The following is a 24,289-nucleotide window of genomic DNA, read 5'->3' on the forward strand; positions in this document are numbered from 1 at the left end:
ATATCAAATATTTATGAATCCTTCCCGGTTCCGTAACCTTTTACGATTCCTCTTGGGGAATTTCTGATAAATTCCAAAATCTCGTCTCTTTCGGCGGTTGGAAGCATTTCCTTCTCAATGAATGCCGAAGCCTGTGAAACGTTCATCTTCATTTGGAAAATCGCTCGGTATATTTTTTGGATTTCGAAGATTTTATCATTGGTGAAGCCTCTTCTTCTCAACCCTACAGAATTAATTCCGGCGTAAGACATCGGTTCTCTAGCTACTTTCACATAAGGTGGGATGTCTTTTCTCACCAAAGTTCCACCGGAAATCATCACGTGTTTTCCGATTTTTCCGAATTGGTGCACTGCTGAAAGTCCACCCATCACGGTGTGGTCACCAATTTCCACATGACCGGCGATTCCGCAGCCATTCACGATGATCACATTGTTCCCGATAACGCAATCGTGCGCAATATGAGAAGTCGCCATAATGAGGCAGTCTTTTCCAAGTTTGGTGTAGCCGAGTGCTTTTGTTCCCCTATTCACCGTAACACATTCTCTGATGGTGGTTCCATCACCGATGATCACCTGAGTATCTTCGCCATCAAATTTCAGATCCTGGGGAATCGCTGAAATGACCGTTCCCGGAAATATACGGCAATTTCTACCGATTCTGGCGCCATCCATGATGGTCACATTGGGTCCGATCCAGGTTCCCTCCCCGATTTCCACATCACCCGCAATGGTGGTGAATGGCTCTACAATAACGTTTTTCTTGATTTTTGCACGTTTGTCAACGGCAGCTAATTGATGTACCATTTAGTCCGGATTATTTTTTGCAACTTGAGCCATCAATTCTGCTTCTACCACTACACTGTCCCCAACATATCCAAATCCCTGCATGTGCACAATCCCTCTTCTGATGGGAGTAATGAGTTCTATTTTAAAAACCATTGTATCTCCTGGAACCACTTTTTTCTTGAATTTCACTTTATCGATTTTGATAAAATAAGTGGAGTAATTTTCTGGATCGGGAACACTTGCCAACACCAAGATACCACCGGTTTGCGCCAATGCTTCCACCTGCAAAACTCCTGGCATGACAGGTTCTTTCGGGAAATGCCCCACGAAGAATGGCTCGTTCATGGTTACATTCTTTAACCCAACCACGTGGGAATCAGATAATTCCAGTATTTTATCGATTAATAAAAACGGAGGTCGATGCGGCATCAATTTCATAATACCATTGATGTCGAAAACCGGCTCTTTATGGATGTCGATATCCGGGACATTTTTTTTCTTTTGCAATTTCCACTGTCTATTTAATTTTTTCGCAAACTGGGTATTCACGAAATGCCCTGGTTTGTTTGCGATGACTTTTCCTTTTAGTTTCACGCCGACCAAAGCCAAGTCCCCGATCACATCCAATAATTTGTGTCGGGCGGCTTCATTTGGAAAGTTAAGATTTAGATTATCCAGAATTCCATTTGGACGAATTGAAACCTGTTCTTTATTGAAGGCTTTTTTGAGTTTTTCTGCCGTTTCCGGAGTCAGTTCTTTGTCCACATAAACGATTGCGTTTGAAATATCTCCACCTTTAATTAAACCTGCATCCAGAAGCATTTCCAGCTCATGAAGGAAACTGAAAGTCCTTGCGGAAGAAATCTCTTCCTTAAATTCCGAAATATCCTTCAACGTGGCGTTCTGGGTTCCCAAAACCTTAGTACCAAAATCTACCATAGTGGTTACTTCATAAGTATCCGAAGGAATGATGGTAAGTTCTGAACCGGTGGAAGGTTCAATGTAATTCAGTACTTCTTTGATGACCAAATATTCCCGATTGGCATTCTGCTCAATAATTCCGGCCTTTTCAATAGCTTCCACAAAAAATATGGATGAACCATCCATAATTGGTGGTTCTGCACTATTAAGTTCCAAAATCGCATTGTCCACATCACATCCAACAAGTGCTGCCAAAACGTGTTCGCAGGTGTGGATTTTCACACCCAGCTTTTCCAGCGTTGTTCCACGTTCGGTAGTGGTCACATAATTCACATCTGCTTCCACATGTGGGGTTCCTTCCAAATCTGTTCTCACAAACACAAAACCGGTATTTTCTTTGGCGGGTTTGATGGTGAGCGTTACTTCATGACCTGTATGAAGCCCGATCCCTGAAAGTGAAACCTCCTCTTTTAATGTTTTTTGTTTATCACTCACTAGTTTAATCTTTTGAGTTGTTTTCAAGTTCTTTTATTCGTGCTGCCATTTCATTCATTTTCGCCACAATCTCGGTGAAATTTCTAAAATGGACATAATTTCTACGGTAATCGCTGGCGTTGATCGCGGGAGAGCCATAAAGGATATCGCCATCTTTTGTACTGCTGTTCACCCCACTTTGTGCCTGGATTTTCACCTGGTTTCCAATTTGGATGTGCCCCACAATTCCGGCTTGCCCACCGATCATGTTCCAGTCACCAATTATGGTGGAACCTGCGATTCCGGCTTGAGCGGCGATCACGTTGTTCCTTCCGATTTTTACATTGTGGGCAATTTGGATAAGATTGTCTATTTTGGTACCTTTTCCAATAATCGTGGATCCGATTGTTCCTCTGTCAATGCTGCAGTTGGAACCGATTTCCACATGATCTTCCACCACCACGTTTCCCAGTTGTGGGATTTTCTGGTATCCTTCTTTTGTCAGTTGAAAACCAAAGCCATCGGAGCCGATGACGGTGTTTGAATGGATGATGCAATTATCGCCAATGACGCAGTAATCATAAATTCTGACTCCACTGTAAAGGACGCAGTTTTTGCCTATCTTCACATTCTTGCCGATGTAGACGTGTGGATAAATTTGTGTCTCGTCGCCGATTATTACTTTTTCAGAAACACAGGTAAAAGCGCCCACATAAACATTTTCGCCTACAACAGAAGTTTCATGGAAAACTGCCCCGTCTTCTATCCCCGTTTTTCTGCCCTGCATTTCCTTGTAAAGATTCATTAAAATCTGAAAAGAAAGATAGGCATCCTCAACAACGATGATGGTTTTTGTGTAGTTGTCTTTTGTCAAAAGTTTTTCTGAAACGATCAGCACGGAACACTTCGAAGAATTGATATAGTCAGCAAATCTTTCTTGCGCAACGAAAGAAAGATGGCCGTTTTCTCCACTTTCAATTGGCGAAACACCTGTAATCACGGCATTTTCATTTCCAATAATTTTTCCGTTGATAAAACTTGCAATCTGAGAAGCAGTAAATTCCATATCCTGCAAAGATAAGAAATTATGAAATATACGCTAAATTTTTACGAGTTTTAAAATTCATATTTCCCTGGGAAAAAACAAGATATATTTGGTATTCAATTGATTCATTGATGAGGAAAGAATCTGGTTCTCAAAATTTTCCAACGTAATTTTCGTTCCGTCTTTTTGAAGAAGGTAGATTGGCTGTTTTTCGGAATTGTAGGGAAGCAGAGTCCTGGAGATTTCGTCCACCAACTCGGCACCATTTTCAATACCGAATTTTTCATTGGTCTTTCTGATTTTTTCATCAATAAAATCTGGCACAAATGGTTTGGTGGAGATGATGGTTTTAGGCAAATTTCTTTGGATTACAGATTTGCACAAATAGGAAAGGACAAAATCTTCATTTGTGGTCCAAAATTTCATTGCCTGAATCACATCATTATCGTCTAATTCGGTGAATCGCTGAATATCCTCCTCTGTGGCTTTTTCAAAATGATTTCTGTAAAGAAAATAGTTGAGGTTTTCAGATGCAGGCAATTCCTTTCCTTCCGAGACCAGCTCTTTCGCCCTTTTCAGAATTTTCACCAAAAGATGTTCCGCCAATGCGGATGTTTTGTGGTAATAAACCTGCCAGTACATGAACATTCTCGCCGTGAGGTAATTCTCTATGGAATAAATCCCTTTCGCATCGATCACCAGTTCATCCTCGGAAACGTTCATCATGGAAATAATCCTTTGGGTATTAATATTTCCTTCGGAAACTCCGCTGAAGAAGCTGTCTCGCCTCAAATAATCCAGCCTGTCCACATCAAGTTGCGATGAAATCAGTTGGTTAAAAAACTTTCTTTTATATTTCCCCTGAAACATTTCCAATGCCATCAAAAGTTCACCGCCGAATTGCTCATTCATTTTATTCATCAGCAAAAGCGACAATTTTTCGTGATGCCAATCGTCCATCAACATATTTTCCAGAGCGTGGGAGAAAGGACCATGTCCAACATCGTGTAGCAAAATGGCCAACATCGCGGCTTTTTCTTCCTCTTTCGAAATTTTTATCCCTTTTAACTTTAGGGTTTCCAGCGCCGTAAACATCAGATGCATCGCACCTAAAGCGTGATGAAATCTGGTGTGTGTAGCACCTGGGAAAATCAAATTCAGTAACCCGGTTTGGGAAATCCGCCTCAGTCTTTGAAAATAAGGATGCTCGATGACATCGAAAATAATTTCATGCGGAACACTGATGAACCCGTGAACAGGATCGTTGATGATTTTGAATTTGTTGGTCAACATCGAGAATTAATTTGGTGCAATTGATGCAATGGCTGCAGCTGTGCGTACAAAGTTAAGTTTTCTTTTTTTTCCATAAAGCATGCGGCAATTTAAACAGTTGTTTTAAAATTAACCTAATTTTAACGTCATTTTAAAGAAATCTTGGCAAAGTTTGGTTGTATTTTTGATGCATTAATACGCTGAATACAATTCACCGACTTACAAATTAAACAAAGAAATATATGGCAAAACTGATCTGGATTGATGATGAAGTAGATTTACTGAAACCCCATATCGTATTTTTAGAAAACAAAGGCTATGATGTAACTCCCGTAAACAATGTCAATGAGGCATTGGAAATGATTGAGAAAGAAAATTACCAATTGGCATTGCTGGATGAAAACATGCCTGGAATTAGCGGTCTGGAAGCGATTCCAATGATCAAAAATATAGATTCTGCCATTAAAATCGTGATGGTGACCAAGAATGAGGAGGAGCAGATTATGGAACAGGCGATTGGATCACAAATTGCCGACTATATCCTAAAACCTGTAAATCCCAATCAAGTCTTATTGTCACTTAAGAAAAATCTGCAGGAAGAGTCTTTGGTGGAACAGAAAACAATTTTGGAATACCAGCAGGAATTCCGCAACCTTTCGATGGAGCTTTCCTATTTGAAGACCTACCAAGACTGGGCGGAATACTACAAGAAAATCCTGAACTGGGAGATCAAATTCGACAAGGTTTCCGATAATGAATTTGCGGATTTATTGCAATCGCAGAAAGAAGAAGCCAACATCCAATTTGCGAAATTTATCGAGCGAAATTATGAGGACTGGCTACATGGCGGCGAAAAGCCCATGATGAGCCATACCTTATTTAAGGATAAGGTGAAACCAGAAGTGGAGAAAGATAAAGTCCTTCTTTTAATGGTGGACAATCTGCGGTATGACCAATGGAAAGTCATCGAACCGCTTTTCACCAAATATTACAACAAGACTTCGGAAGAGTATTATTTTTCAATTCTGCCCACTGCGACACAATACGCGAGAAACTCGTTTTTTGCAGGATTGCTTCCGTCCGAAATTGAAAAAAGATTTCCGCAATATTGGTTTAATGACAATGAGGAAGGTAACAAAAATGAGCATGAAAGAGATTTTTTGGAAGACCAGATGCAGCGTTTAGGACTTTCATCTAAAACCATGAAATACCTGAAAATTCTGAATGCTGATTTTGAGCGAAAAATATTCGATGATTTCAACCAGCACAAGAACAATGACTTACTGGTAATCGTTTACAATTTCATCGATATTCTTTCTCATGCAAAAACCGACAATGTGATTGTGAACCAATTAATTCGGGACGATAAGACTTTCCGCTCTTTGACCTACAACTGGTTTGAAAACTCCTCGCTGATGAAAATCATTAAGGCGGCAGCCGAAAACGGCTTCAAACTCATTATTACCACTGACCATGGAACAATTTATGTAAAAAAACCAAGCAAAGTGGTCGGAGACAGAGAAACCTCTACCAATATCCGTTACAAAACCGGAAGAAGTTTGACCTACGAAAAAAATGATGTTTGGGCCATTTCTAATCCTGAGAAACTTTTCTTACCGAAAGGAAATCTGAGTTCCAAATATATTTTCGCCAAGAACAACACTTTCCTGGCATATCCGAAAAATTACAACCACTTTGTGAATTACTATAGGGATACTTACCAGCACGGCGGGATTTCATTGGAGGAATGTATTATTCCGATCAGCATTTTGGAGCCCAAATAGTTTTTTTTTCATAGTTTATTTGATTTGGGTTCTAGGGGCGGAAAGCACTTTTGTTTTTTCCGCCCTCTTTTATGGATTCATCTTCCGGCTTTTCGTTTTCAAAAACGCCCAAAAAAAATTTCCCGAAAACCTTCGGGAAATCATATTTCTAGCATCAGGAATCTAATCGATATTCTTTGTTCTTATCTCTTTTATCTAAGATCTAAGATCTATTCTTCATCCAAATCATCTTCGAAATTGTCATCAATAAAATCTTCTTCTTCTTCAAAACTTTCATCGTCTTCCTCTTCGAAACCATTTGAATTGAATTCCTCATCGAAAGGGGCGAAATCATCATCAATCAAAGGTATCGCTCCATTTTTGGCGCTTTTGGCACCACCAGATTTTCCAGGTGCTTTCAGGGGCATCTTTCCGAAGCGGAAAACGGTGATGGGATAATTTACCGCAGGTTTTTCGTCCATAATCTCCACCAGTTCGCAGAAAAACTCCCATAGGTCCATAAAACCGTACTGGAAATGAATTTTATCCCCCACTTTTTCAAAGGCCTCTTTGATGTAAACATCACTCATAATCTCTCCGTCACCATCATCGCTCATATCTTCCAATGGGACTGATTTCACAATCACACCGTCTTCATCCAGAATATTAAAAAGTGACAGCTCGTCTCCCATCAGCGAAAATGCACTTTTGATTCCCAGGTGAAGATTCCATAAATTCTGATTTCCCTTGATTTCTACATCCCGGAAAATGTCATCTTTAGTGTCTAAGATGATGCGGATTTTATAAACCATTACTACTATTAAATAAGATTTTTCTGTTTGTTTTCTGACTTTGAATTCGGGTACAAATATAAAACAATTGGCTTTGGACAAAAAAATATTTCCACCCCTTTTTTTCTAAAAATATTTGCCTAAATTCAGCCCCTGCACTAGATTGCCCGATCGAGTAAAAAGCTGAATTTGGTACCTTCCAGATAAACACTTTCCACTTTGATGTTTTGGTGGTGAGCTTCCAAAATATGCTTCACAATCGCCAGTCCCAAACCGGAGCCGCCATCTTTTCTGTTCCTGCTGGATTCTACCCGGTAAAAACGCTCAAAAATCCGCGGCAACGCTTCCGGTTTGATTCCCATTCCGTTGTCTTCAACTTCCACTAAGATCTTATTTTTCAAGATAGCGGTGTTCACGGTAATTTTGGCTTCTTCACGGTTTGAATAATGAATGGCATTCGAAATCAGGTTGATTAAAACCTGGGAAATTTTTTGCTTGTCCGCGGTAACCATTAACTGGTTTGTGGTAGTCTGCAAAGACACTTTCGCGCTTTTCTTTTCCGCTTCCAGATCGAGGAGGTCGATGATCTCCCGAACCAGACCATTGATATCGAAATCGCTATTGTTCAGTGTGATCTCGCCACTTTCAAACTGGTTGATCATGTCCAGATCTTTCACAATGTTTAATAGCCGCTCCACTGATTTGTCAATGCGCTCCAAATATTTGTCGCGGATATTCAAATTTTCAATTCCACCATCCATCAAAGTTTCCACGTAACCCTGGATAGAGAAAAGCGGCGTCTTCATTTCGTGGGAGACATTTCCGATATATTCCTTACGGTAGGTTTCCATTTCTTTCATGGTGTCGATTTCCGAGGATTTTTTCAGACTCATTTCGGAAACCCTTTCACCCAACTCCTGAAAGTTCAAGCTCTCTTCGTCCTCATGGATTATATCTTCGGGAAGAATGGTGGAAATTTTCCGGATCTGCCTTTTTCCATAGAAATTCAGTAGAAAATCAATAATGAAATAGTTGATAAGCAGCATGATAATGGAGCTGACTCCGACTGTGAGGAAAAACTGTCGGTCAGTATCGGAGAATTCGTGTTTCACGCTGTCAAATATATAGACCACCATCAGAACGACTGCGGTCAGCACAATGGACGCGAAAAAAGTCAGGCGCTGGAATTTCATTTTGAAGAATCCTTTCTTTTAGGATTCACAAAGTTACACAACTAATTTATATCCGATGCCCTTCAAAGTCTGGATGGATTCAATCCCCAGTTTTTCCCGAAGTCTTCTGATATGTACATCGATTGTTCTTTCGCCCACAATCACATCGCTGCCCCACACTTTTTCCAGGATTTCTTCTCGTTTGAAAACTTTTTCAGTATTTGATGCCAAGAGATAAAGCAGGTCAAACTCTTTTTTGGGAAGCAGGAATTGCTGACCGTTTTTGGTCACCCGGAAATTGTCTTTGTCAATGGTCAAATCACCAATTTCAATAAGTTTTGAAGAATCCGAAATGTTGGACGTAAGCTGCAGAAGCGCATTAACTTTAGAAATTAGAACTTTCGGTTTGATGATTTTCACGATATAATCATTAGCTCCTGCCTGAAAACCTGCCAACTGCGAAAATTCCTCGCTTCTTGCGGATAGGAAAACGATGAGCGTTTTTTGCAGTTCCTTGATTCTCCTTAATTCCTGACAGGTTTCAATACCGTCTTTTTCAGGCATCATCACATCCAAGAGAATGAGGTCCGGAATGATGCTTTTTGCTTTTTCAATTCCTTCATTCCCGTTTTGTGCGGTATAGACCATATAGCCTTCTTTTTCCAGATTGTATGAAAGGAGTTCCAGAATGTCCATTTCATCATCAATCAAAAGAATTTTTTTCTGATTCATTTCTACTTTTTAACCTTTCAAAGTTAGCCATTTTTGCCATGTAAAATACTGCCGATCTGAAAGTTCATGATTTCTTAACATTCCTTTAAAATCCTTAAAGATTTATTAAAGAAGATTTAAAACTGGCTCAACACCATTGATTTTTTTTCATCCTTTCTTTGCAACAAGGAAAAAGTAAAGAGAAAGAAAAAATGAAAATTAACAGACTGACCATTGCAGTGTTATTCTTAACTGCATCATCATCAATGTTTTACGCGCAAGAAATAAAAAAAGATTCCGCGAACAAAGAAAGAAAGATTGAGGGAGTCGTGATTACAGGATCCGCAAGAAAAGGAACTGAAAGCAACATCATCAATACCCAAAAGAAATCGGTAGAAATCATCGAGCGGGTTGGTTCCGCTCAACTTGACAAGCAGGGAGTGAGCAATGTTGCCACTGCCGTGACCAAAGCAACCGGAACACAGAAACAGGAAGGTAGCGGACAAATTGTGATCCGAGGTTTGGGCGACCGCTATAACGCAACTACTCTAAATGGTTTACCGATCCCCTCGGATAATCCGGAGTTTAAAAACATAGATCTTGAAATCTTCAAAACTTCCATCATAGATTATATTTCTTTAGATAAGGTGTACAATCCGAGACTTTCCGGGGATTTCGGGGGTGCGAACATCAACATCATTTCCAAAGAACATGTCGGAAAGCCCTATTTCAAAATAGGAATTGGAAGCAGCATCAACCTCCAAACCTTCGATGTAAAAAACTTCAAACTACAGGATGGTGGCCCAGGTTTTTTCGGGTTTAAGGAAACTACTTTCAGAAAAGGGAATCCGTATGAAATTTATCCCTTTTCGACTAAATGGAATTTCAAAAACGAACCGAATCCGTACAATTCAAATATGGACATAGAGGGCGGATTTAATTTAGGGAAATTTGCATTTTTCCTTTATGGCGGTTTTGACAATAACTACGTTTACAGCAAGGGAAAAGAAGGGTTCTATGACTCAGAAGGAGAAGCGATGAAAAAACTGGATGTAGAGCGATATACTTATGGAACCAATACCACAGGAGTCTTGAATGTGGTCTATAAGATGAATCCTAAAAACCGTATCAATTTCACCACCAACTTCATCAATTCTTCTGAGCAGGATGCGAGATTCTTCAAAGGTTATATGCGTGAAATCGGTAACGATGTGATCATTAACCGAGGTGACAACAAAATTACTTCCACGGTAATCAACCAGCTATATGGTAACCATAAAATTACCAATTCCTGGACCGCTGACTGGGCGCTCGGTTACAACTATATGAACAGTAAAAGACCGGACCGCCTGCAAAACACCTTGAATGCCGAAACAAAAGAGTTGATCGCAGCCAGTGCTGTGAACAATCACAGATATTTCGACGATTTGACGGACAACACTTTCAACGGATTGGTGAGTTTGACCAAGAATTTTGAGAAACTAAAAGTCAATTTCGGGTACAATGGCAGCTATAAGGACCGAAAATTCAACAATACCACCATCGGTATGAATTTCACATCCAATGCGGCATTGGATCCAAATAATATCGATGCCTTCATCAATTCGTTTAATAACGGGATTTTTGTTTACAACACTTTCCGGCCAGATGCTGAAAGATACAAGCCTTTTTATTACAATTTTGAACAGATGATCCAGTCGGGATTTGTAAACCTTGATTATCAATTCAGTGACAGATTCATAGTGCAGTTGGGCGGTAGAATAGATTATGTGGATATTAAGAGCAAATGGGACGACGTGATTTTCCAGTTGGGAAAAAACAACAAGACGTACACTAAAATTCTGCCTGCTTTGAACATGAAATACAGCATCTCCGACTCTCAAAACCTAAGATTTGCTGCTTCAAAAACATATAGCTTGCCGCAAGCGAAGGAACTGGTTCCGATCGCCTATTATGATGTGACCACGAATGTTTATGGAAATCAGGATCTGTATCCATCTGACATTTACAATGTGGATTTGAAATGGGAATTTTTCCCAAAATCCGGTGAAGTTGTTTCAGTGACCGCATTCGGGAAATACCTTCAGAACCCCATCGCAAGAACGACCTATTCTACTGCAGCCTCTAGTGATATGACCTATTTCAACATCGCCAATAGGGGTTATGTGGTGGGCGCAGAAATGGAAATCAGAAAAGATCTGTTCAAGTGGAACAATGGTAAACTTTACACTTTCCTAAACGGAACCTACATGCATTCTGAACAGGATCTGAAATCTGAATCAGAACTGGCAAAAGAAAACCGCGGAAAAGTGATCCAGTTCAGCGGACAATCCAAGGACAAAGTTCAAGGAGTTGCAGATTTCCTAGCCAACGTAAACCTCGGTTACAACCAAAAATTCAGCCAAGATTCCAATTTAGATTTTGTGGTATCTTATTCCTATGTCGGAAAAAGTTTATTTGCACTGGGCACCAACAATGTTGGAAATTTTTACGAAAACCCCATCCATTTGCTGGATGCCAACTTAAAACTACAATTCAAACAAATCGGAATCGGAATCAGCGCAAAGAATTTAATCAACTCGGAGAATAAAATTGAGCAGGTGATTAAAGGGGCAGGTTATGACCACAAAAACTACACGAAAGGAAGACAAATCGGACTCAATCTATCTTACAAATTTTAATAAAACAAAATAAAGTAAATCAAAAATTAATTATGAAAAAGAACTTTTTAAGAGCAGCATTCTGCTTGACCTTAATGGCATCCGCATCGATGGTGGCAACTTCTTGCAGCAGAAGCAACGACGATTCTACAGAAACACCATCCAATGGAATTAATCCGGCAGATTTCAAAGGCTCAATCAAGTCTGGAACCACCGTGACTTTGGATCCTTCCCAAACTTATACTTTGACGGGCAAGCTTTTGGTGGAAAGCGGTGCAACTCTGATTATTCCAGCTGGAACCGTAATCAAAGGTGCTCAAGGTGCAACTTACCTCATCGTGGACCGAGGTGGAAAAATCCAGGCCAACGGAACTGCTGACAAACCAATTATCTTTGAAGGTGTTGCTCACGGACAAAGTTATTGGGGTGGTATTGTAATCCTAGGAAACGCTCCCACCAACAGAAGTGCTTCCGGAACTTCCACCTCTGAATTGGGGGACATGATCTATGGTGGAACCAATAAAACAGACAATTCAGGATCCATGAAATATGTGGTCATCAAAGACAGTGGTTTCAAATACAATCCTGAAAAGGAATTCAACGGACTTTCACTTTTCGGAGTGGGAAGCGGAACCACTATTTCACACATCGCCATCATTGATGGAGGTGACGACGGAATTGAATTCTTCGGTGGAAACGTAAATGTGGATCACATCCTATTGTTAGGAAACGGTGACGACAGTTTTGACTGGACAGAAGGATGGCAGGGAACAGCAGACTATGTTTATGCAGCCAGAAAAAAAGAATACCTAAACAATGCGGAGCCAGGAAACAGAGGAATTGAAGCAGACACACAAGATACTGATGCCAATACCACCAACGGTGCAAACGGAGGTGTTTTCAATCCTACCATCAAAAACTTTACTTTGATCGGAAACGTGAAAGGTTCGGAATCTCAAGGAATGAAGATCAGAGCGGGATCAAACGGAATTTTTGATAATGTGTTTATTGCAAATTTCGCCACAGGTATAGATTTCGAAACCGACAGAACCTACAACTGGTTTCTCAGCGGCGTGAAACTTAATAACATCAACTTAGTCAGCGTGGGTACTTCCGTGAAAGCAAAAGCAACCACTGCATTCCCTGATGCAAATCTACTCGCTACCAATCTTACTGCAAAAATCACTTTTAATGCAAACGCTACCGGAGCCGGTTCAGGAACTGCATTGCCGGATTGGGCAAAAGGATGGTCTGGTTTAACTTCATTCAACGTAGCAGACGCAGGAAACTAATTAATTTCTTTCTGTTTTTTCAGAATATTTTTTCCCGGACCGCTTCAGTTTAATGACTGGAGCGGTTTCCTGTTTTTCACTGCTGAGATTTCCACATTATTCTTCGTCTTCGTATTGCTCCAGGAAATAGCTGAACGTGAAATCCTCCAGCTCATCCTCCGCATCCTCCAAAGTGATCAGCAAATCCTCAAAATTTTCCAGCTGATCCACACTCATATTGACAAACTCGATATGCAGCGGCATTTCTACAAAACCAGTGATGGAATCATAAAGCGCATCCAGATTATCGCCAAAATCATCGGGAAGTTTAAGCTTTTCTTTGAGTTGGGTATAGAAATCTTCGTAATCACCGATTTCTGTAAAGTCTATGTACACAGTCATAAATTTTCTTTTGAGTTTGATTTTGCACAAGTTTAAACTTGTCATTACAGTGAACTATTTTTTATCAAAGCTTCGGTAGTGATCCTTGGTGAGCCAAACATCGCCATTTTTGGTGAAGATGATTCGGTCCGCTTGGCGTTGTCCGCAGGTGAAATTCACGTCTGCTTCAAAATATGGGTTTCCTTCCGGCAAAGTCTTTTCGCGGTTTGAAAACTTATCGCCACCGATTGCCTTTCCCGGCAATACTTCGCAAAGATTACCTTGAGACGGAATCCAGCCTTTTTTTCTTGCTTCTGATTTGGTGAGGTAATAATCGGGAAGTCGGTGGTTTTTTTTCACATATTTAATCACTACATTTTCAGCCGTCAAATTCTCGATATCAGCGGAAGAATTCAATGGACTTTGCCTTTGAACCTCTGAATTGCTTTCATTGGCGTTGGAAGCAGAAGTTTGTGTTATTTCAGCCGGATTTTTCTCTTCTTTTTTTTGATTATTAAAAAAATACATCGCCAAAAAGGCTGAAAGGACTCCGATAATGAAATACAGGAATAATTTGACTTTTGGGTTATTCATTTAGCGTTTGAGATTTGAAGTTTGAGGTTTGAGATTTAAAGCGCTGCATATTTTTTTGGAAATACTGATTTTTTTTACATCACATCGTAATGAATAAGTCGCGACTTATCCCTATGAACGCCATTCTTCCGGAATATCACAAATGGGAATCGGCTGAATTTTATGCTGTGCGGCTTGATTCATCCGCTTGAAGATATGATACACCTCCAAGTCTCTTCCGGAATAATCTGCCTCGGTTTTTGTTCCCCATTCTTTTTGGATTCTTTCAAGTTCCGGATAAGTCGCACCAATTTGCTGTTCATCGGTTCTGTCCGCATCCCAAAGTCCGTCCGTGGGAATGGCATTCTGGATGGATTCCACAATTTTCAGTGCTCTAGCCAATTCATAGACTTCGGTTTTGTAAAGATCGGCAATTGGGGAAACATCTACTCCGCCATCTCCATATTTCGTGTAAAAACCAATCCCAAAATCTTCCACCTTATTCCCGGTTCCGCAAACCAGAAGTGAATTGATCTGTCCATAATAATAAAGGGTAATCATCCGCAAACGGCTTCTGGTATTTGCAAAAGCGAGTTTTTCTGCAGGAAATTCCTGATCTTTTACATTAAAGGTTGTATGCAACTCTTCGAAAGCGGGAGTCAAATCCACGGTCATCGCTTTTGCATTGGGAAATCTTTTCGTGATATCGTTCATATGTTCCCATGCGCGGTTCACTTCGTCTGCTTTTTGGCGAATCGGCATTTCGAGCATCAGCAAATCCAGACCGGTCATCGCACAAAGTGTGGAAACCACTCCCGAATCTACACCGCCGGAAACCCCGATGACGTAACCTTTCGCGCCGGCTTTCTGAGCGTAATCTTTCAGCCAGGAAACAATTTTATCTATTACTTTTTGTGTTTGCATAAAATTCTTGGTTCAAAATTGTTCAATAATGTTCTAGCTCAGACAAATGATTACCTTCATTTTCAGTCTTGCTCCTTGGTATTTCGCACTTCGTATTTCTAAGTTCAGTGAACCAACCTTGTCGAAACCGCGATTCTGTTCCAGAAATTAATCTGCCCGATCGTGATAATCATCTGTGCGATTTGGTTTTCCGTAAAATGTTTTTCTAAATTTTCATAGACTTCATCACTAACTCCAAGTTTTGAAATTTCAGTAACCTGCTCTGTAAAATGGAGTGCACTCTTTTCAGCATCAGTAAACAAAGGACTTTCTTCCCACGCGGAAAGTGCATAGATTCTTTGTTCGGTTTCACCATTTTCGCGGGCATCTTTGGTATGCATTTCCAGGCAGTATGAACATTTGTTGATTTGCGAAGCCCGGATTTTTATCAGCTCCCGCAATTGGTGACTTAAATCAGTGGTGGCAAGATATTCTTCCATCGCAAAAAGGACTTCATAGGATTTCGGTTCCAGTTTGCTCACTTTAACTCTCTTCTTCATAATTTAATTATTAGAAAAATTACTTAATTATTTTTTTCTTGCCATTCATTATCCTTTGAATTCAGGGCAAATAAATGATTGCCAAAGAAGTATGCTTTTACGCCTTAAAATCTTCCCGCTTTAACGCGAACCAGAAACATTCTGCATCATCTGAAGGATCAACAAAAGTTTCGGTTTCGGTGAATCCCAACTTTCGCAATACGTTATTTGACGCATGATTATCGGTAGTTGCATAAGCATAAATGACCTCAAGATTCAGATTCTCAAATCCATAATTCAAGCATGCAGCGGCTGCTTCTGTTGCATAACCCCTTCCCCAGAAATCGGGTAAGAAACGATATCCCAGTTCGTAAACGTTTTGGTAGCCGTTGGTTTTTTCTTTGAGAATTTTCAGACCGCTCCACCCAATCAGTAGATCTGTAGTTTTATCCACCACTGCCCATCTTCCGATTCCGTTGTCCATGTATTGCTGTCTGATTTTTTGGATGATTTCCGCAGTTTCTTCGATTTTAGTCAAAGGTTTCATCCCAAGATATTTCATCACTTCGTGACTGCTGTCCAGCAAAAACATTCTTTCTGAATCTTCGGGAACCAATTCGCGCAAAATTAAGCGCTCGGTTTCAATACATAATTTTGCCATTAATTTTCCGTATTTTTGCAGCTTTAAATCTGATGTAAAAATAATGAAGTTTTTTAGATTTTTAGCGATTTCGGTATTCATAGTTTCCATCATGAATTCTTGCAAAAAGGATCCTGAAAACCCATGGAACATAGAAATCAAAAATCCAGTCTCCAAAGTGGAAGTCACCGATATTTCAAAAGAACTGTATGACTTGAATATTCCGCTGGAAAACTTTAAACAAAAATATCCGTGGTTCCAGGGAACTGTTCCTGACGAAGATTTTGCCAAAAGAAGAGCCGATGCAAACGAAGCAAAAATCTACCGGGAAGCCATCTCGAAAATTGATGTTCCGAAATTGAATACGGAACTAGCCGACCTGTTTTCCCACATCAAATATTATTATCCTCAATTTAAGGAACCGAAAGTATTCCTTTATTCATCAGGATTGCAGGGAATCATGGAACCGATTTTTTATCAGCCGGAACAGAATATGCTGTTCATTGACATCTCAGCGTTTATGGGTGAAAACAACCTGAATTATAACGGACTGGAGAATTATTTCCAAAAATCCATGAACCCGGCAAACATCCTTCCGAAAACCTCGCAAACGTTTGCAGAATTCTTTGTGGCAAAAAGTTTTGACCACCAAAAATTCATTGACGAACTGATCTATCAAGGAAAACTGATGACCTTGCAAGATGCGTTCTTGCCCGATTTTCCGGATAATCTGAAAATGAACTACACTCAGGACCAGTATGAATGGGCAAAGGCGAATGAAGTCAATATCTGGAATTATTTCGTGGAAAACAATTTGATTTTCAGTGATGACTCCCGGCTCATCGAGCGTTTCATCAAACCAGGCCCTTTTTCTAAATTTTATACCGAAATCGATAATGAATCTTCGCCACAAATCGGTATTTTTGAAGGGTGGCAAATCTGCAGGAAATTCTTCCAGGAAAATCCAAAGACAAAACTCCAGGATTTCCTGAAAATGAATGCCACTGAAATCTTTAATCAAAGTAATTATAAACCGAAAAATTAATCTGAAAATTAATTTGAAAATTAGATATGCGAAAAACCCAAATTACCATAGACGTAGAACTGGATGAAAACCACGTTCCGGAAACCATGACCTGGAATGCAGAAGATGGCGGAATTGAAAAACAGGAAACCAAAGCAACCATGATTTCAGTGTGGGATGATAAAAAAAGTGAGGCACTGCGAATCGACTTATGGACGAAAGACATGCCGGTTGACCACATGAAAATGTTCATCCACCAGATTTTACTTTCATTGGCAAGCACCTACGAAAGAGCAACCGGTGAAGAAGATATCGCAGATTGGCTGGAAGTGATGGCAGAAGAATTTGCGCAGAAAGCTGCAATAAAAATGTAGAATCTCGGTTAGCTTTTGGAACTTAGCGGTTTGCTGATCGCCAAAAGCCAGTCGACAAAAAAGCAAAATATTATGAATTTCAATACCAAAGTAATACACGGTGGACAACACCATGAAGCAGCAACGGGTTCCGTAAATGCACCTGTATTTTTAACTTCCACTTTTGCACAGAAATCGCCGGGAATCCATTCCGGATACGAATATTCCAGAGCGGCAAATCCAACAAGACAAGCATTGGAGGACAGTTTGGCTTCCATTGAAAACGGAGCGAGAGGTTTGGCTTTCGGTTCAGGTTTGGCGGCAATTGACTGTGTTTTGAAACTGCTCAATCCTGGTGACGAAGTGATCGCGGTTGATGATCTGTATGGAGGAACTTATAGAATGTTTGTAAGGCTTTTTGAGAAATATCAACTTAAATTTACTTTCGTGAATTTTGACGATGTTTCAAAAATTGCCGGGTTAATCAACGATAAAACCAAACTGATCTGGCTGGAAACTCCTACCAATCCTTTGATGAAGTTGGTGGACATCAAAGCCGTGACCGATCTGGTGAAGGGAAAAAATATTCTGGTTGCGGTGGACAACACTTTTGCATCGCCTTACATTCAAAATCCTTTGGATTTGGGAGCAGACATTGTGATGCATTCGGCGACGAAATATTTAGGAGGACATTCCGATGTGATTGCAGGCGCCTTGATTGCGAAAGATGCCGAACTTGGCGAAAAACTGCATTTCATCCAATTTGCAAGCGGCGGAATTCTCGGACCACACGATTCCTATTTGGTTTTAAGGGGAATCAAAACTTTAGCCTTAAGAATGCAGCGACATTCCGACAACGGTCTGGAAATTGCGAAATACCTGGAAAACCAACCAGTTGTTGACAAAGTTTTTTATCCGGGATTGAAATCTCATCCACAACATGAACTTGCTTTAAGACAGATGAGAGAAAGCGGCGGAATGGTTTCATTCACTTTTAAATCGGGGAAAAAAGAAGATGCAATCTCGTTTTTGGAAAAACTGAAAGTCTTCACTTTGGCGGAAAGTTTGGGCGGTGTGGAATCTTTGGCAAACCACCCTGCTTTGATGACTCACGCTTCGATTCCTGCAGAAAAACGAGCAGAATTAGGTATTACCGACGATTTGGTGAGATTGAGCGTGGGAATTGAGGACAAAGATGACCTGATCGCAGATTTGGAGAACGCTTTTAAGCCGTAATTATTCACTCGAAGATATGGAAAGCACATCAATTTGATGTGTTTTTTTATTTAAATTTGTTTAAATTGAAAATTTAGATCAAATGAGAAAAATAGATCAACTCTTCGCCGAATATGCAGAAAGTCACCAAAATAAAACCAACAAAACCATCCACTGGATTTGCGTTCCTTTAATTTTCTGGAGCATTTTGGGGTTAATTTCACTGATTCCTTCATCACATCTCTTTATTAAATATTTCGGGATGATCAGCATCGTTTCCGGTGTTGCAATTGTATTGGTAACAGTTTTCTATTTTCGGCTATCTTGGAGAATTACCTTGATCATGATTTTCCTGATGCTGTTGATGGAACATTTCGTGTATTTCATCAATATCAAATTTCAGGACCAGTCATGGATTGTTTTTCTGGCAGTTTTTGTGCTTTCGTGGATTGGTCAATTTTATGGACATCAAATCGAAGGCAAGAAACCGAGCTTTTTGAAAGATTTGCAGTTTCTCCTGGTTGGACCGATTTGGCTGCTGCATTTCCTGCTGAAAAAATGGGGAATCAAATATTGACTTTGGTCAGAATTCGAATTTTTCCCATTAAAAATCAAGTTTTCTAAATCGCAAATGTCTAATTTTGAATAAAATTTCAAGAAATGAAAAAATTGCTGTTAATACTTCCGCTCTTACTGTTATTTTTTGTTCAATGCGGAAAAAGGGACGATGAGCTTTCCAACGACCAATATGTGGGAACCTGGAACTGGAAATCCACCAATGGAAGTTTAGGAAACATCATCGAAACTCCAGAATCTGCCGGAATCGTAAAAAAACTGAAACTTACCGAAACCTATCAATATTCCATCACAGAAAACGATGTGGTGACGAAAGAAGGAACCTATACTATAGAAAAAGGTGTCACCAACACTGACCATGTGGAAAGAACCTACTTGGTTTTTTCAAAAAACGGCGAAAAAATCGTAATGCAGATCGATGCTACCAATCTAATCTTAGCAGACGATGATGCCGATGGATACTCCTATCATTACCAGAAATAGGAAATTATCTGCCTAAAACAAACACCGCCGGGATTTTATGAAGTTCCGGCTTATTTTTTTGCCATTCATTCATGGTGCGGGTTTTGATGAATTCCGTTTCCGGATCATTGATATTGGCCGCGATGCAGAGTTTGGAATTTGGACTCAGAAACTTAATCAAATCTTCCAGCAGCTGGTTATTTCGATACGGCGTCTCCATGAAGATCTGTGAATATCCAGATTTCAGAACCTGGTTTTCCAGCCACTGAATTTTTTGCTTTTTTTCCGACTTATCAATCGGGAGATAGCCATGAAAGGTGAATTCCTGTCCATTAAAACCACTGGAAATTAAAGCCAGAATGATGGAAGAAGGTCCATTAACAGGAATAACTTTGATATTATTTTCATGACACCAACTCACCATTAAATTTCCAGGATCTGCAATACACGGAAGTCCCGCCTCAGAAAGCAAACCAAAATCCTGTCCACTTTTCATTAGAATTCGGGCTTCATTTAAGTCAGCATTTTCGGAATATTTGTCGAGGATAAATAGTTTCAAATCAGCCTGTTTCTTTTCAGGGGCAAAAAACCTGATGACTTTCCTTGCCGTTTTTTCATTCTCCACGAAGAAGTAATCAGTCTTTAAAATATATTCTTTGATGACCGGCGCGAAAAAATCGAGCGGCGAGTTTTCAGAGAGATAGGCAGGAATTAAAAACAACATATTGAATGACGAATTATGAATGATGAATTACGAAGATTTAATGGTGAGTTTTTCCGCAATGACGGAGCAAGCCTGATCAAGAACTTGGTACACCTCTTCCCACTGATCCATCCCGCTCCAATAAGGGTCGAAAACTTCCAAATTGTCTCCGGTTTCCCCTGCAGATTCCAAAAACAACGAGATTTTTTTTCGTTGTTCCTCATCTTTTGCCATAGAAACCACCTCTTCGTAAACCCGCAAATCCATGCAGTAGATTTTATCGAAATGCAACAAATCTCGATTTGTAATCGGTCTTGATCTCTGTCCGGCAATGTCGATCCCATGAGTTCTTGCGATTTCGAGGCCTCTTTTATCTGGCTGTTCGCCTTCGTGCAGGGAAATCGTTCCGGCAGAATCCACAGTAAAATGGTCGGGAAGCTTGCTCTTGAGAATTCCTTCTGCGAGTGGACTTCGGCAAATATTTCCCAGACAGACCATTAGTAATTTCATAATGAAGGAGTAATGAGTTATAAAGAATTGTCAATTTACAAAAAAATGAAGAATATTTCTACCCTTCATTTTATATTTTCTTCGGAGTTCGGTCTTTGGACTCCCGGTTTTTTACTGTTTGATCTTCTCCGTCAGTTCCTTGACATACTTTTTAAGTTCTTTATCAATTTTAGAAACGTCTTTGATGGTGTCGCAAGCATACATTACCGTGGAGTGGTCTTTTCCGCCCATTTCCTCACCGATTTTGGTGAAGGTTGCATTGGTAAATTCTTTCGCAAAATACATCGCAAGCTGTCTCGGCAAAGCGATTTCTCTTTTTCTGGTTTTAGACAGAAGTTGCTCTCTCTGAATCCCGAAATATTCGCAAACTACTTCCTGAATATAAGGAATATTGATGACTTTTTTCTGGTTTGCCGCAATTTTGTTGATGGTTTCCTTTAAGAGTTCAAGCGAAAGATCCGACTTATAGATGGTGGAATAAGCGATCACAGAGTTGATCACTCCGATCAGTTCCCGAACATTGGTTTTCACCTCTGCAGCAAGGAAGTCCAGCATATCTTCAGTCAAAACAATACCATCGCGGCTTAATTTGTCAACGATGATTTTTCTTCTGGTATCAAAATCTGGAGATTTGATTTCGGCAGAAAGTCCCCATTTAAATCTGGAAACAATTCTGTCCTGAATATCCAAAATATCAACCGGCGCTTTATCTGAAGTAAGGATAATCTGTTTTCCGTTTTGGTGCAGATAATCGAAAATATGAAAGAAACTGTCTTGGGTAGATTTTTTTCCGGAGAGAAACTGGATATCGTCGATAATCAGCACATCCACCATTTGGTAGAAATTGGCAAACTCAGTCTGCTTGTGTGCTTTCGCGGCGGAAACGAATTGCTGGATGAATTTTTCCGAAGACAAATACAGGACTACTTTCTCCGGAAAAGAATTTTTCACTTCCAATCCAACGGCATGTCCAAGGTGGGTTTTTCCCACTCCGTATCCTCCGTATAAAAACAATGGGTTAAACGCAGTTGCTCCGGGTCTTTTCGCGATTGATTTTGCAACAGTGGATGCAAATTTATTGCTCTCACCTTCCACATAATTGTCAAACGAGAAATCTGCCTTCAGGTTTGAATCAATGTTCACCTTCTTCATTCCTGGAACTACGAAAGGATTGATCAGATTCTGAGTGAAAGTCGGTGGCAAAGTTTCCTGAACTTTCGGGGTGGAAATAGATTTCCCTTTCACATTCACGGTGATGGGTTTTTCATGACCGGCAGGTTTGTTTTCCATTACGGAATACCATAATTTCACCCCTTTTCCGATGTTTTTCTTTAACGCAGCAGAAAGCAAAGACAAATAATTGTCTTCAATATATTCTTTATAAAAATCACTAGGGACTAAAAGTGTAAGATTATTGCTCACCAAGGAAACTGGTTGCACATTATCAAACAATAAGTCAAAAGAGTTTTCCAGTTTTTTCAGGTCAGTGTTGTCTTCAGCGGCGTTCAGATTATCCCTCATGAACTGAAGACACTTTGCCCAAACAAGCGTTAAGTTTTCATCCATTTTCGTGCTACAATTTTTCCGGCGGTTAAAATTTTTGAGAGAAGACAAATATCTCATTTTTAAATTTTAAAAAAAAATTTTTGTCCTATTGATTATTTAAAAATATATTTGTATGATCTATTAATTCCTTAAAATGATACATACAACCCACTCATTACGAGTACGTTATGGCGAAACCGACCCCATGAAATATGTTTACTACGGAAATTACGCCGAATATTTCGAGGTGGCAAGAGTGGAGCTTTTCAGGACTCTCGGAATGCCATATGACGAGATCGAGAAACGGGGAATTTGGCTGCCAGTATCGGAGTTTCAGATCAAATATTTGAAGCCTGCTTTATATGACCAAGTACTTGAAATCCACACCTGCATCAAAAAAATTCCCGGCGTGAGAATCGAGTTCGAATATGAAATTTTTAATGATTCTAAACAACTGATCACTCAAGCCAAAACTACGCTTTATTTTCTTGATTCCAAAACAAACAGGCCGGTAAAATGTCCGGATTTTTTGATGAAGCTTATCAAAAAAGAGTTTGAGAGGTAGAAGTTATTAGATGTCCATAGTAAAATGCGATGATTTGGTTTTTGCTGATAAATCACTACTCCATAACCAATCTACTTTCCCGTTCACAATTTACTTCCCGGCGTAACCTCATAAGGTTCCTTCCCTTTCTCAAAAACCCGGGTGAGCTCCTTTCCTTCCACGGAAATATGGTCGCCAATCTTTCGGATCCAGTTCCCTTCCCGCAATCCGACGACTTTTGTGTCATTTTGGGTCAAAAATTCCTGGATACGGGTTTCCCTGGTTTCTCCGTTGTGTTTCAAATCCGGATTGGGATCTAAATAATGCGGATTGAGATTAAAGGGCACCAATCCCATACATTCAAAACTTGGTGGGTACACAATCGGCATATCGTTGGTGGTTTTCATATTGATCCCGCCGATATTGGAACCGGCGCTTGTTCCCAGATAAGGTTTTCCGGATTCCACATTTCTTTTCAGCATTTCCATGAGATTTTCCTCATGTAAAGTTTTGACCAAAAGGAAAGTATTTCCACCGCCTGTGAAGTATCCCCTTCCGGAATTGATCGCGGAAACCTGATCTTCAAATTCGTGCAGACCTTTTACTTTAATGTTGATCCTCGCAAAAAATTCAGCTGCTTTTTGGGTGTACTCATCATGCGAAATTCCACCCGGACGCGCAAACGGGATGAAAATAATTTCATCGACTCCATCAAAAAGTGTGGAGATTTCATCAGTCAAATATTCCAGATAATTTCCACCAAAAAGCGTGGAAGTGGATGCTAAAAGGACATTCATATTTTCAAGTACAGTATAATTTTAGATTTTTTTTGCCACAAACCGGATCACAGATCCAAAACCTTGGTGATAAATTCCCTCATTAAGCAAAACTTCCGCCTCTTCAAGCATAACGGTTTCGAATCCAGGAAAATCTGAAAGAATTTTTTCCCTGGAAAAAAGCATGTCAAGATTTTCAGGACCGCCAATTCTGGGATCTTTTTTCCTGTATTCCAAATGGTTTTCGCTGAATCCTTCCAAAATCACCTGCCCCCCTTTTTTCAAAAGTTTGCTGAGTTGATGATGAATTGCCGTTCGGTCCAACGGATTAAAATGTGCAAAAATGAGCACAACCGCATCAAAACTTTCATCATCATAATCCAAATCATCCAGCGCTCCAACCTGATAATTCACCGCAACTTTATTTTTCTCTGCAAGCTTCAAAGCCTTTCTCTTTCCTTCAGTACTCAGGTCGAAGGCAAAAACTTCCCAACCATTTTTCGCTGCGTGCACCGCATTTCTTCCTTCTCCTTCTGCGGCAAATAAAATTTTCCCAGGTTCAAGGTCTTTGAGCTGGTCTTTCAAGAAATGGTTTGGCTCTTCACCATACGCGTAATCTTCATTACTGTAGCGCTCATTCCAGTGCTTTATTTGCTGCTCTGTCATCTGTTTCGGTCTTA

The 24,289-nt window shown here is 40.0% G+C and carries 26 protein-coding genes; 9 read left to right on the forward strand and 17 right to left on the reverse strand.

What is annotated here, in order from left to right:
* Window positions 1–11: 11 nt before the first annotated feature.
* The 4 genes from lpxA to L0951_RS00680 are packed head-to-tail and all read right to left on the reverse strand — an operon-like array spanning window position 12 to window position 4,518.
* Window positions 12–803, reverse strand: a complete 792-nt coding sequence (lpxA, locus tag L0951_RS00665; protein WP_048499926.1) for an acyl-ACP--UDP-N-acetylglucosamine O-acyltransferase — start codon at window positions 801–803, stop codon at window positions 12–14.
* On the reverse strand, window positions 804–2,201 hold the full coding sequence (locus L0951_RS00670; protein ID WP_234108653.1) for a bifunctional UDP-3-O-[3-hydroxymyristoyl] N-acetylglucosamine deacetylase/3-hydroxyacyl-ACP dehydratase: 1,398 nt from the start codon (window positions 2,199–2,201) through the stop codon (window positions 804–806).
* Between the two features lie 4 nt (window positions 2,202–2,205).
* Window positions 2,206–3,246: a UDP-3-O-(3-hydroxymyristoyl)glucosamine N-acyltransferase gene (lpxD, locus tag L0951_RS00675; RefSeq protein ID WP_234108654.1), complete on the reverse strand. Its 1,041-nt coding sequence runs from the start codon at window positions 3,244–3,246 to the stop codon at window positions 2,206–2,208.
* A gap of 57 nt (window positions 3,247–3,303) precedes the next feature.
* Entirely contained in the window at window positions 3,304–4,518 is a 1,215-nt protein-coding gene (locus L0951_RS00680; protein WP_234108655.1) for an HD domain-containing protein, read from the reverse strand.
* Window positions 4,519–4,739: 221 nt separating this feature from the next.
* Here L0951_RS00680 and L0951_RS00685 point away from each other — a divergent pair, with 221 nt between their 5' ends.
* Complete coding sequence (locus L0951_RS00685) at window positions 4,740–6,281, forward strand: bifunctional response regulator/alkaline phosphatase family protein (RefSeq protein WP_234108658.1); 1,542 nt, start codon at window positions 4,740–4,742, stop codon at window positions 6,279–6,281.
* A gap of 209 nt (window positions 6,282–6,490) precedes the next feature.
* Here L0951_RS00685 and L0951_RS00690 read toward each other — a convergent pair whose 3' ends face one another.
* The 3 genes from L0951_RS00690 to L0951_RS00700 all read right to left on the reverse strand — a co-directional run bounded on the left by L0951_RS00690 (window position 6,491) and on the right by L0951_RS00700 (window position 8,955).
* Window positions 6,491–7,072: a plasmid pRiA4b ORF-3 family protein gene (locus L0951_RS00690; protein ID WP_234108660.1), complete on the reverse strand. Its 582-nt coding sequence runs from the start codon at window positions 7,070–7,072 to the stop codon at window positions 6,491–6,493.
* A 137-nt stretch (window positions 7,073–7,209) separates the two neighbouring features.
* On the reverse strand, window positions 7,210–8,244 hold the full coding sequence (locus L0951_RS00695) for a sensor histidine kinase (RefSeq protein ID WP_234108664.1): 1,035 nt from the start codon (window positions 8,242–8,244) through the stop codon (window positions 7,210–7,212).
* Window positions 8,245–8,277: 33 nt separating this feature from the next.
* On the reverse strand, window positions 8,278–8,955 hold the full coding sequence (locus tag L0951_RS00700; protein WP_234108665.1) for a response regulator transcription factor: 678 nt from the start codon (window positions 8,953–8,955) through the stop codon (window positions 8,278–8,280).
* Window positions 8,956–9,146: 191 nt separating this feature from the next.
* Here L0951_RS00700 and L0951_RS00705 point away from each other — a divergent pair, with 191 nt between their 5' ends.
* Both L0951_RS00705 and L0951_RS00710 read left to right on the forward strand, forming a co-directional pair.
* Entirely contained in the window at window positions 9,147–11,615 is a 2,469-nt protein-coding gene (locus tag L0951_RS00705; protein WP_234108666.1) for a TonB-dependent receptor domain-containing protein, read from the forward strand.
* A 32-nt stretch (window positions 11,616–11,647) separates the two neighbouring features.
* Window positions 11,648–12,886, forward strand: a complete 1,239-nt coding sequence (locus L0951_RS00710; protein ID WP_234108667.1) for a hypothetical protein — start codon at window positions 11,648–11,650, stop codon at window positions 12,884–12,886.
* Between the two features lie 96 nt (window positions 12,887–12,982).
* Here the strand turns inward: L0951_RS00710 and L0951_RS00715 are convergent, their stop codons facing one another.
* The 5 genes from L0951_RS00715 to L0951_RS00735 form a co-directional block, all read right to left on the reverse strand.
* Window positions 12,983–13,267: a barstar family protein gene (locus tag L0951_RS00715; RefSeq protein WP_234108669.1), complete on the reverse strand. Its 285-nt coding sequence runs from the start codon at window positions 13,265–13,267 to the stop codon at window positions 12,983–12,985.
* Between the two features lie 54 nt (window positions 13,268–13,321).
* Entirely contained in the window at window positions 13,322–13,840 is a 519-nt protein-coding gene (locus L0951_RS00720) for a ribonuclease domain-containing protein (protein ID WP_234108671.1), read from the reverse strand.
* Between the two features lie 111 nt (window positions 13,841–13,951).
* Window positions 13,952–14,743 carry an NAD(+) synthase gene (nadE, locus tag L0951_RS00725; RefSeq protein WP_234108673.1) on the reverse strand — a complete coding sequence of 264 codons (792 nt, stop codon included), beginning with the start codon at window positions 14,741–14,743 and terminating at the stop codon, window positions 13,952–13,954.
* Between the two features lie 104 nt (window positions 14,744–14,847).
* On the reverse strand, window positions 14,848–15,282 hold the full coding sequence (locus tag L0951_RS00730) for a carboxymuconolactone decarboxylase family protein (RefSeq protein ID WP_234108675.1): 435 nt from the start codon (window positions 15,280–15,282) through the stop codon (window positions 14,848–14,850).
* 97 nt (window positions 15,283–15,379) lie between these two features.
* Complete coding sequence (locus tag L0951_RS00735; protein ID WP_234108676.1) at window positions 15,380–15,922, reverse strand: GNAT family N-acetyltransferase; 543 nt, start codon at window positions 15,920–15,922, stop codon at window positions 15,380–15,382.
* Between the two features lie 43 nt (window positions 15,923–15,965).
* On the opposite strand from L0951_RS00735, the gene L0951_RS00740 reads away from it, so the two are divergent.
* The 5 genes from L0951_RS00740 (at window position 15,966) to L0951_RS00760 (ending at window position 19,552) form a co-directional block, all read left to right on the forward strand.
* Window positions 15,966–16,946 (forward strand): gliding motility protein GldB, encoded by a 981-nt coding sequence (locus L0951_RS00740; RefSeq protein WP_234108677.1) that lies wholly within the window; start codon window positions 15,966–15,968, stop codon window positions 16,944–16,946.
* A gap of 26 nt (window positions 16,947–16,972) precedes the next feature.
* Window positions 16,973–17,299: a gliding motility protein GldC gene (gldC, locus tag L0951_RS00745; protein ID WP_234108679.1), complete on the forward strand. Its 327-nt coding sequence runs from the start codon at window positions 16,973–16,975 to the stop codon at window positions 17,297–17,299.
* A gap of 36 nt (window positions 17,300–17,335) precedes the next feature.
* Window positions 17,336–18,514 carry a cystathionine gamma-synthase gene (locus L0951_RS00750; RefSeq protein WP_317207189.1) on the forward strand — a complete coding sequence of 393 codons (1,179 nt, stop codon included), beginning with the start codon at window positions 17,336–17,338 and terminating at the stop codon, window positions 18,512–18,514.
* A gap of 82 nt (window positions 18,515–18,596) precedes the next feature.
* Window positions 18,597–19,070, forward strand: coding sequence for a DUF962 domain-containing protein (locus L0951_RS00755; RefSeq protein ID WP_234108684.1), 474 nt, complete (start codon window positions 18,597–18,599; stop codon window positions 19,068–19,070).
* Between the two features lie 83 nt (window positions 19,071–19,153).
* The gene (locus L0951_RS00760) at window positions 19,154–19,552 is read left to right on the forward strand and encodes a hypothetical protein (RefSeq protein ID WP_234108686.1); all 399 of its coding nucleotides are present in this window, start codon (window positions 19,154–19,156) and stop codon (window positions 19,550–19,552) included.
* Window positions 19,553–19,556: 4 nt separating this feature from the next.
* Here the strand turns inward: L0951_RS00760 and L0951_RS00765 are convergent, their stop codons facing one another.
* From L0951_RS00765 to dnaA, 3 genes are all read right to left on the reverse strand, one after another.
* On the reverse strand, window positions 19,557–20,255 hold the full coding sequence (locus L0951_RS00765; protein ID WP_234108688.1) for an SAM-dependent methyltransferase: 699 nt from the start codon (window positions 20,253–20,255) through the stop codon (window positions 19,557–19,559).
* A 27-nt stretch (window positions 20,256–20,282) separates the two neighbouring features.
* Complete coding sequence (locus L0951_RS00770) at window positions 20,283–20,744, reverse strand: low molecular weight protein-tyrosine-phosphatase (protein ID WP_234108689.1); 462 nt, start codon at window positions 20,742–20,744, stop codon at window positions 20,283–20,285.
* Between the two features lie 111 nt (window positions 20,745–20,855).
* On the reverse strand, window positions 20,856–22,310 hold the full coding sequence (dnaA, locus tag L0951_RS00775; protein ID WP_234108691.1) for a chromosomal replication initiator protein DnaA: 1,455 nt from the start codon (window positions 22,308–22,310) through the stop codon (window positions 20,856–20,858).
* A 133-nt stretch (window positions 22,311–22,443) separates the two neighbouring features.
* On the opposite strand from dnaA, the gene L0951_RS00780 reads away from it, so the two are divergent.
* Window positions 22,444–22,854: an acyl-CoA thioesterase gene (locus tag L0951_RS00780; RefSeq protein WP_234108692.1), complete on the forward strand. Its 411-nt coding sequence runs from the start codon at window positions 22,444–22,446 to the stop codon at window positions 22,852–22,854.
* Window positions 22,855–22,937: 83 nt separating this feature from the next.
* Here the strand turns inward: L0951_RS00780 and pepE are convergent, their stop codons facing one another.
* Together pepE and L0951_RS00790 are read right to left on the reverse strand one after the other, a co-directional pair.
* A complete protein-coding gene (gene pepE / locus L0951_RS00785) occupies window positions 22,938–23,630 on the reverse strand; it encodes a dipeptidase PepE (RefSeq protein ID WP_234108694.1) in 693 nt (230 codons plus the stop codon).
* 21 nt (window positions 23,631–23,651) lie between these two features.
* Complete coding sequence (locus L0951_RS00790; protein ID WP_234108697.1) at window positions 23,652–24,275, reverse strand: class I SAM-dependent methyltransferase; 624 nt, start codon at window positions 24,273–24,275, stop codon at window positions 23,652–23,654.
* Between the last annotated feature and the right edge of the window lie 14 nt (window positions 24,276–24,289).

This window comes from Chryseobacterium sp. R2A-55 (assembly GCF_021401085.1).
GTDB lineage: Bacteria > Bacteroidota > Bacteroidia > Flavobacteriales > Weeksellaceae > Kaistella.

What these genes read in the sequence shown, in the direction of transcription:
- lpxA (WP_048499926.1), bottom strand. Translation starts at nt 803, where the DNA reads ATGGTACATCAATTAGCTGCCGTTGACAAACGTGCAAAAATCAAGAAA.
- lpxD (WP_234108654.1), bottom strand. Translation starts at nt 3,246, where the DNA reads ATGGAATTTACTGCTTCTCAGATTGCAAGTTTTATCAACGGAAAAATT.
- L0951_RS00680 (WP_234108655.1), bottom strand. Translation starts at nt 4,518, where the DNA reads ATGTTGACCAACAAATTCAAAATCATCAACGATCCTGTTCACGGGTTC.
- L0951_RS00685 (WP_234108658.1), top strand. Translation starts at nt 4,740, where the DNA reads ATGGCAAAACTGATCTGGATTGATGATGAAGTAGATTTACTGAAACCC.
- L0951_RS00690 (WP_234108660.1), bottom strand. Translation starts at nt 7,072, where the DNA reads ATGGTTTATAAAATCCGCATCATCTTAGACACTAAAGATGACATTTTC.
- L0951_RS00695 (WP_234108664.1), bottom strand. Translation starts at nt 8,244, where the DNA reads ATGAAATTCCAGCGCCTGACTTTTTTCGCGTCCATTGTGCTGACCGCA.
- L0951_RS00700 (WP_234108665.1), bottom strand. Translation starts at nt 8,955, where the DNA reads ATGAATCAGAAAAAAATTCTTTTGATTGATGATGAAATGGACATTCTG.
- L0951_RS00705 (WP_234108666.1), top strand. Translation starts at nt 9,147, where the DNA reads ATGAAAATTAACAGACTGACCATTGCAGTGTTATTCTTAACTGCATCA.
- L0951_RS00710 (WP_234108667.1), top strand. Translation starts at nt 11,648, where the DNA reads ATGAAAAAGAACTTTTTAAGAGCAGCATTCTGCTTGACCTTAATGGCA.
- L0951_RS00715 (WP_234108669.1), bottom strand. Translation starts at nt 13,267, where the DNA reads ATGACTGTGTACATAGACTTTACAGAAATCGGTGATTACGAAGATTTC.
- L0951_RS00720 (WP_234108671.1), bottom strand. Translation starts at nt 13,840, where the DNA reads ATGAATAACCCAAAAGTCAAATTATTCCTGTATTTCATTATCGGAGTC.
- nadE (WP_234108673.1), bottom strand. Translation starts at nt 14,743, where the DNA reads ATGCAAACACAAAAAGTAATAGATAAAATTGTTTCCTGGCTGAAAGAT.
- L0951_RS00730 (WP_234108675.1), bottom strand. Translation starts at nt 15,282, where the DNA reads ATGAAGAAGAGAGTTAAAGTGAGCAAACTGGAACCGAAATCCTATGAA.
- L0951_RS00735 (WP_234108676.1), bottom strand. Translation starts at nt 15,922, where the DNA reads ATGGCAAAATTATGTATTGAAACCGAGCGCTTAATTTTGCGCGAATTG.
- L0951_RS00740 (WP_234108677.1), top strand. Translation starts at nt 15,966, where the DNA reads ATGAAGTTTTTTAGATTTTTAGCGATTTCGGTATTCATAGTTTCCATC.
- gldC (WP_234108679.1), top strand. Translation starts at nt 16,973, where the DNA reads ATGCGAAAAACCCAAATTACCATAGACGTAGAACTGGATGAAAACCAC.
- L0951_RS00755 (WP_234108684.1), top strand. Translation starts at nt 18,597, where the DNA reads ATGAGAAAAATAGATCAACTCTTCGCCGAATATGCAGAAAGTCACCAA.
- L0951_RS00760 (WP_234108686.1), top strand. Translation starts at nt 19,154, where the DNA reads ATGAAAAAATTGCTGTTAATACTTCCGCTCTTACTGTTATTTTTTGTT.
- L0951_RS00765 (WP_234108688.1), bottom strand. Translation starts at nt 20,255, where the DNA reads ATGTTGTTTTTAATTCCTGCCTATCTCTCTGAAAACTCGCCGCTCGAT.
- L0951_RS00770 (WP_234108689.1), bottom strand. Translation starts at nt 20,744, where the DNA reads ATGAAATTACTAATGGTCTGTCTGGGAAATATTTGCCGAAGTCCACTC.
- dnaA (WP_234108691.1), bottom strand. Translation starts at nt 22,310, where the DNA reads ATGGATGAAAACTTAACGCTTGTTTGGGCAAAGTGTCTTCAGTTCATG.
- L0951_RS00780 (WP_234108692.1), top strand. Translation starts at nt 22,444, where the DNA reads ATGATACATACAACCCACTCATTACGAGTACGTTATGGCGAAACCGAC.
- pepE (WP_234108694.1), bottom strand. Translation starts at nt 23,630, where the DNA reads ATGAATGTCCTTTTAGCATCCACTTCCACGCTTTTTGGTGGAAATTAT.
- L0951_RS00790 (WP_234108697.1), bottom strand. Translation starts at nt 24,275, where the DNA reads ATGACAGAGCAGCAAATAAAGCACTGGAATGAGCGCTACAGTAATGAA.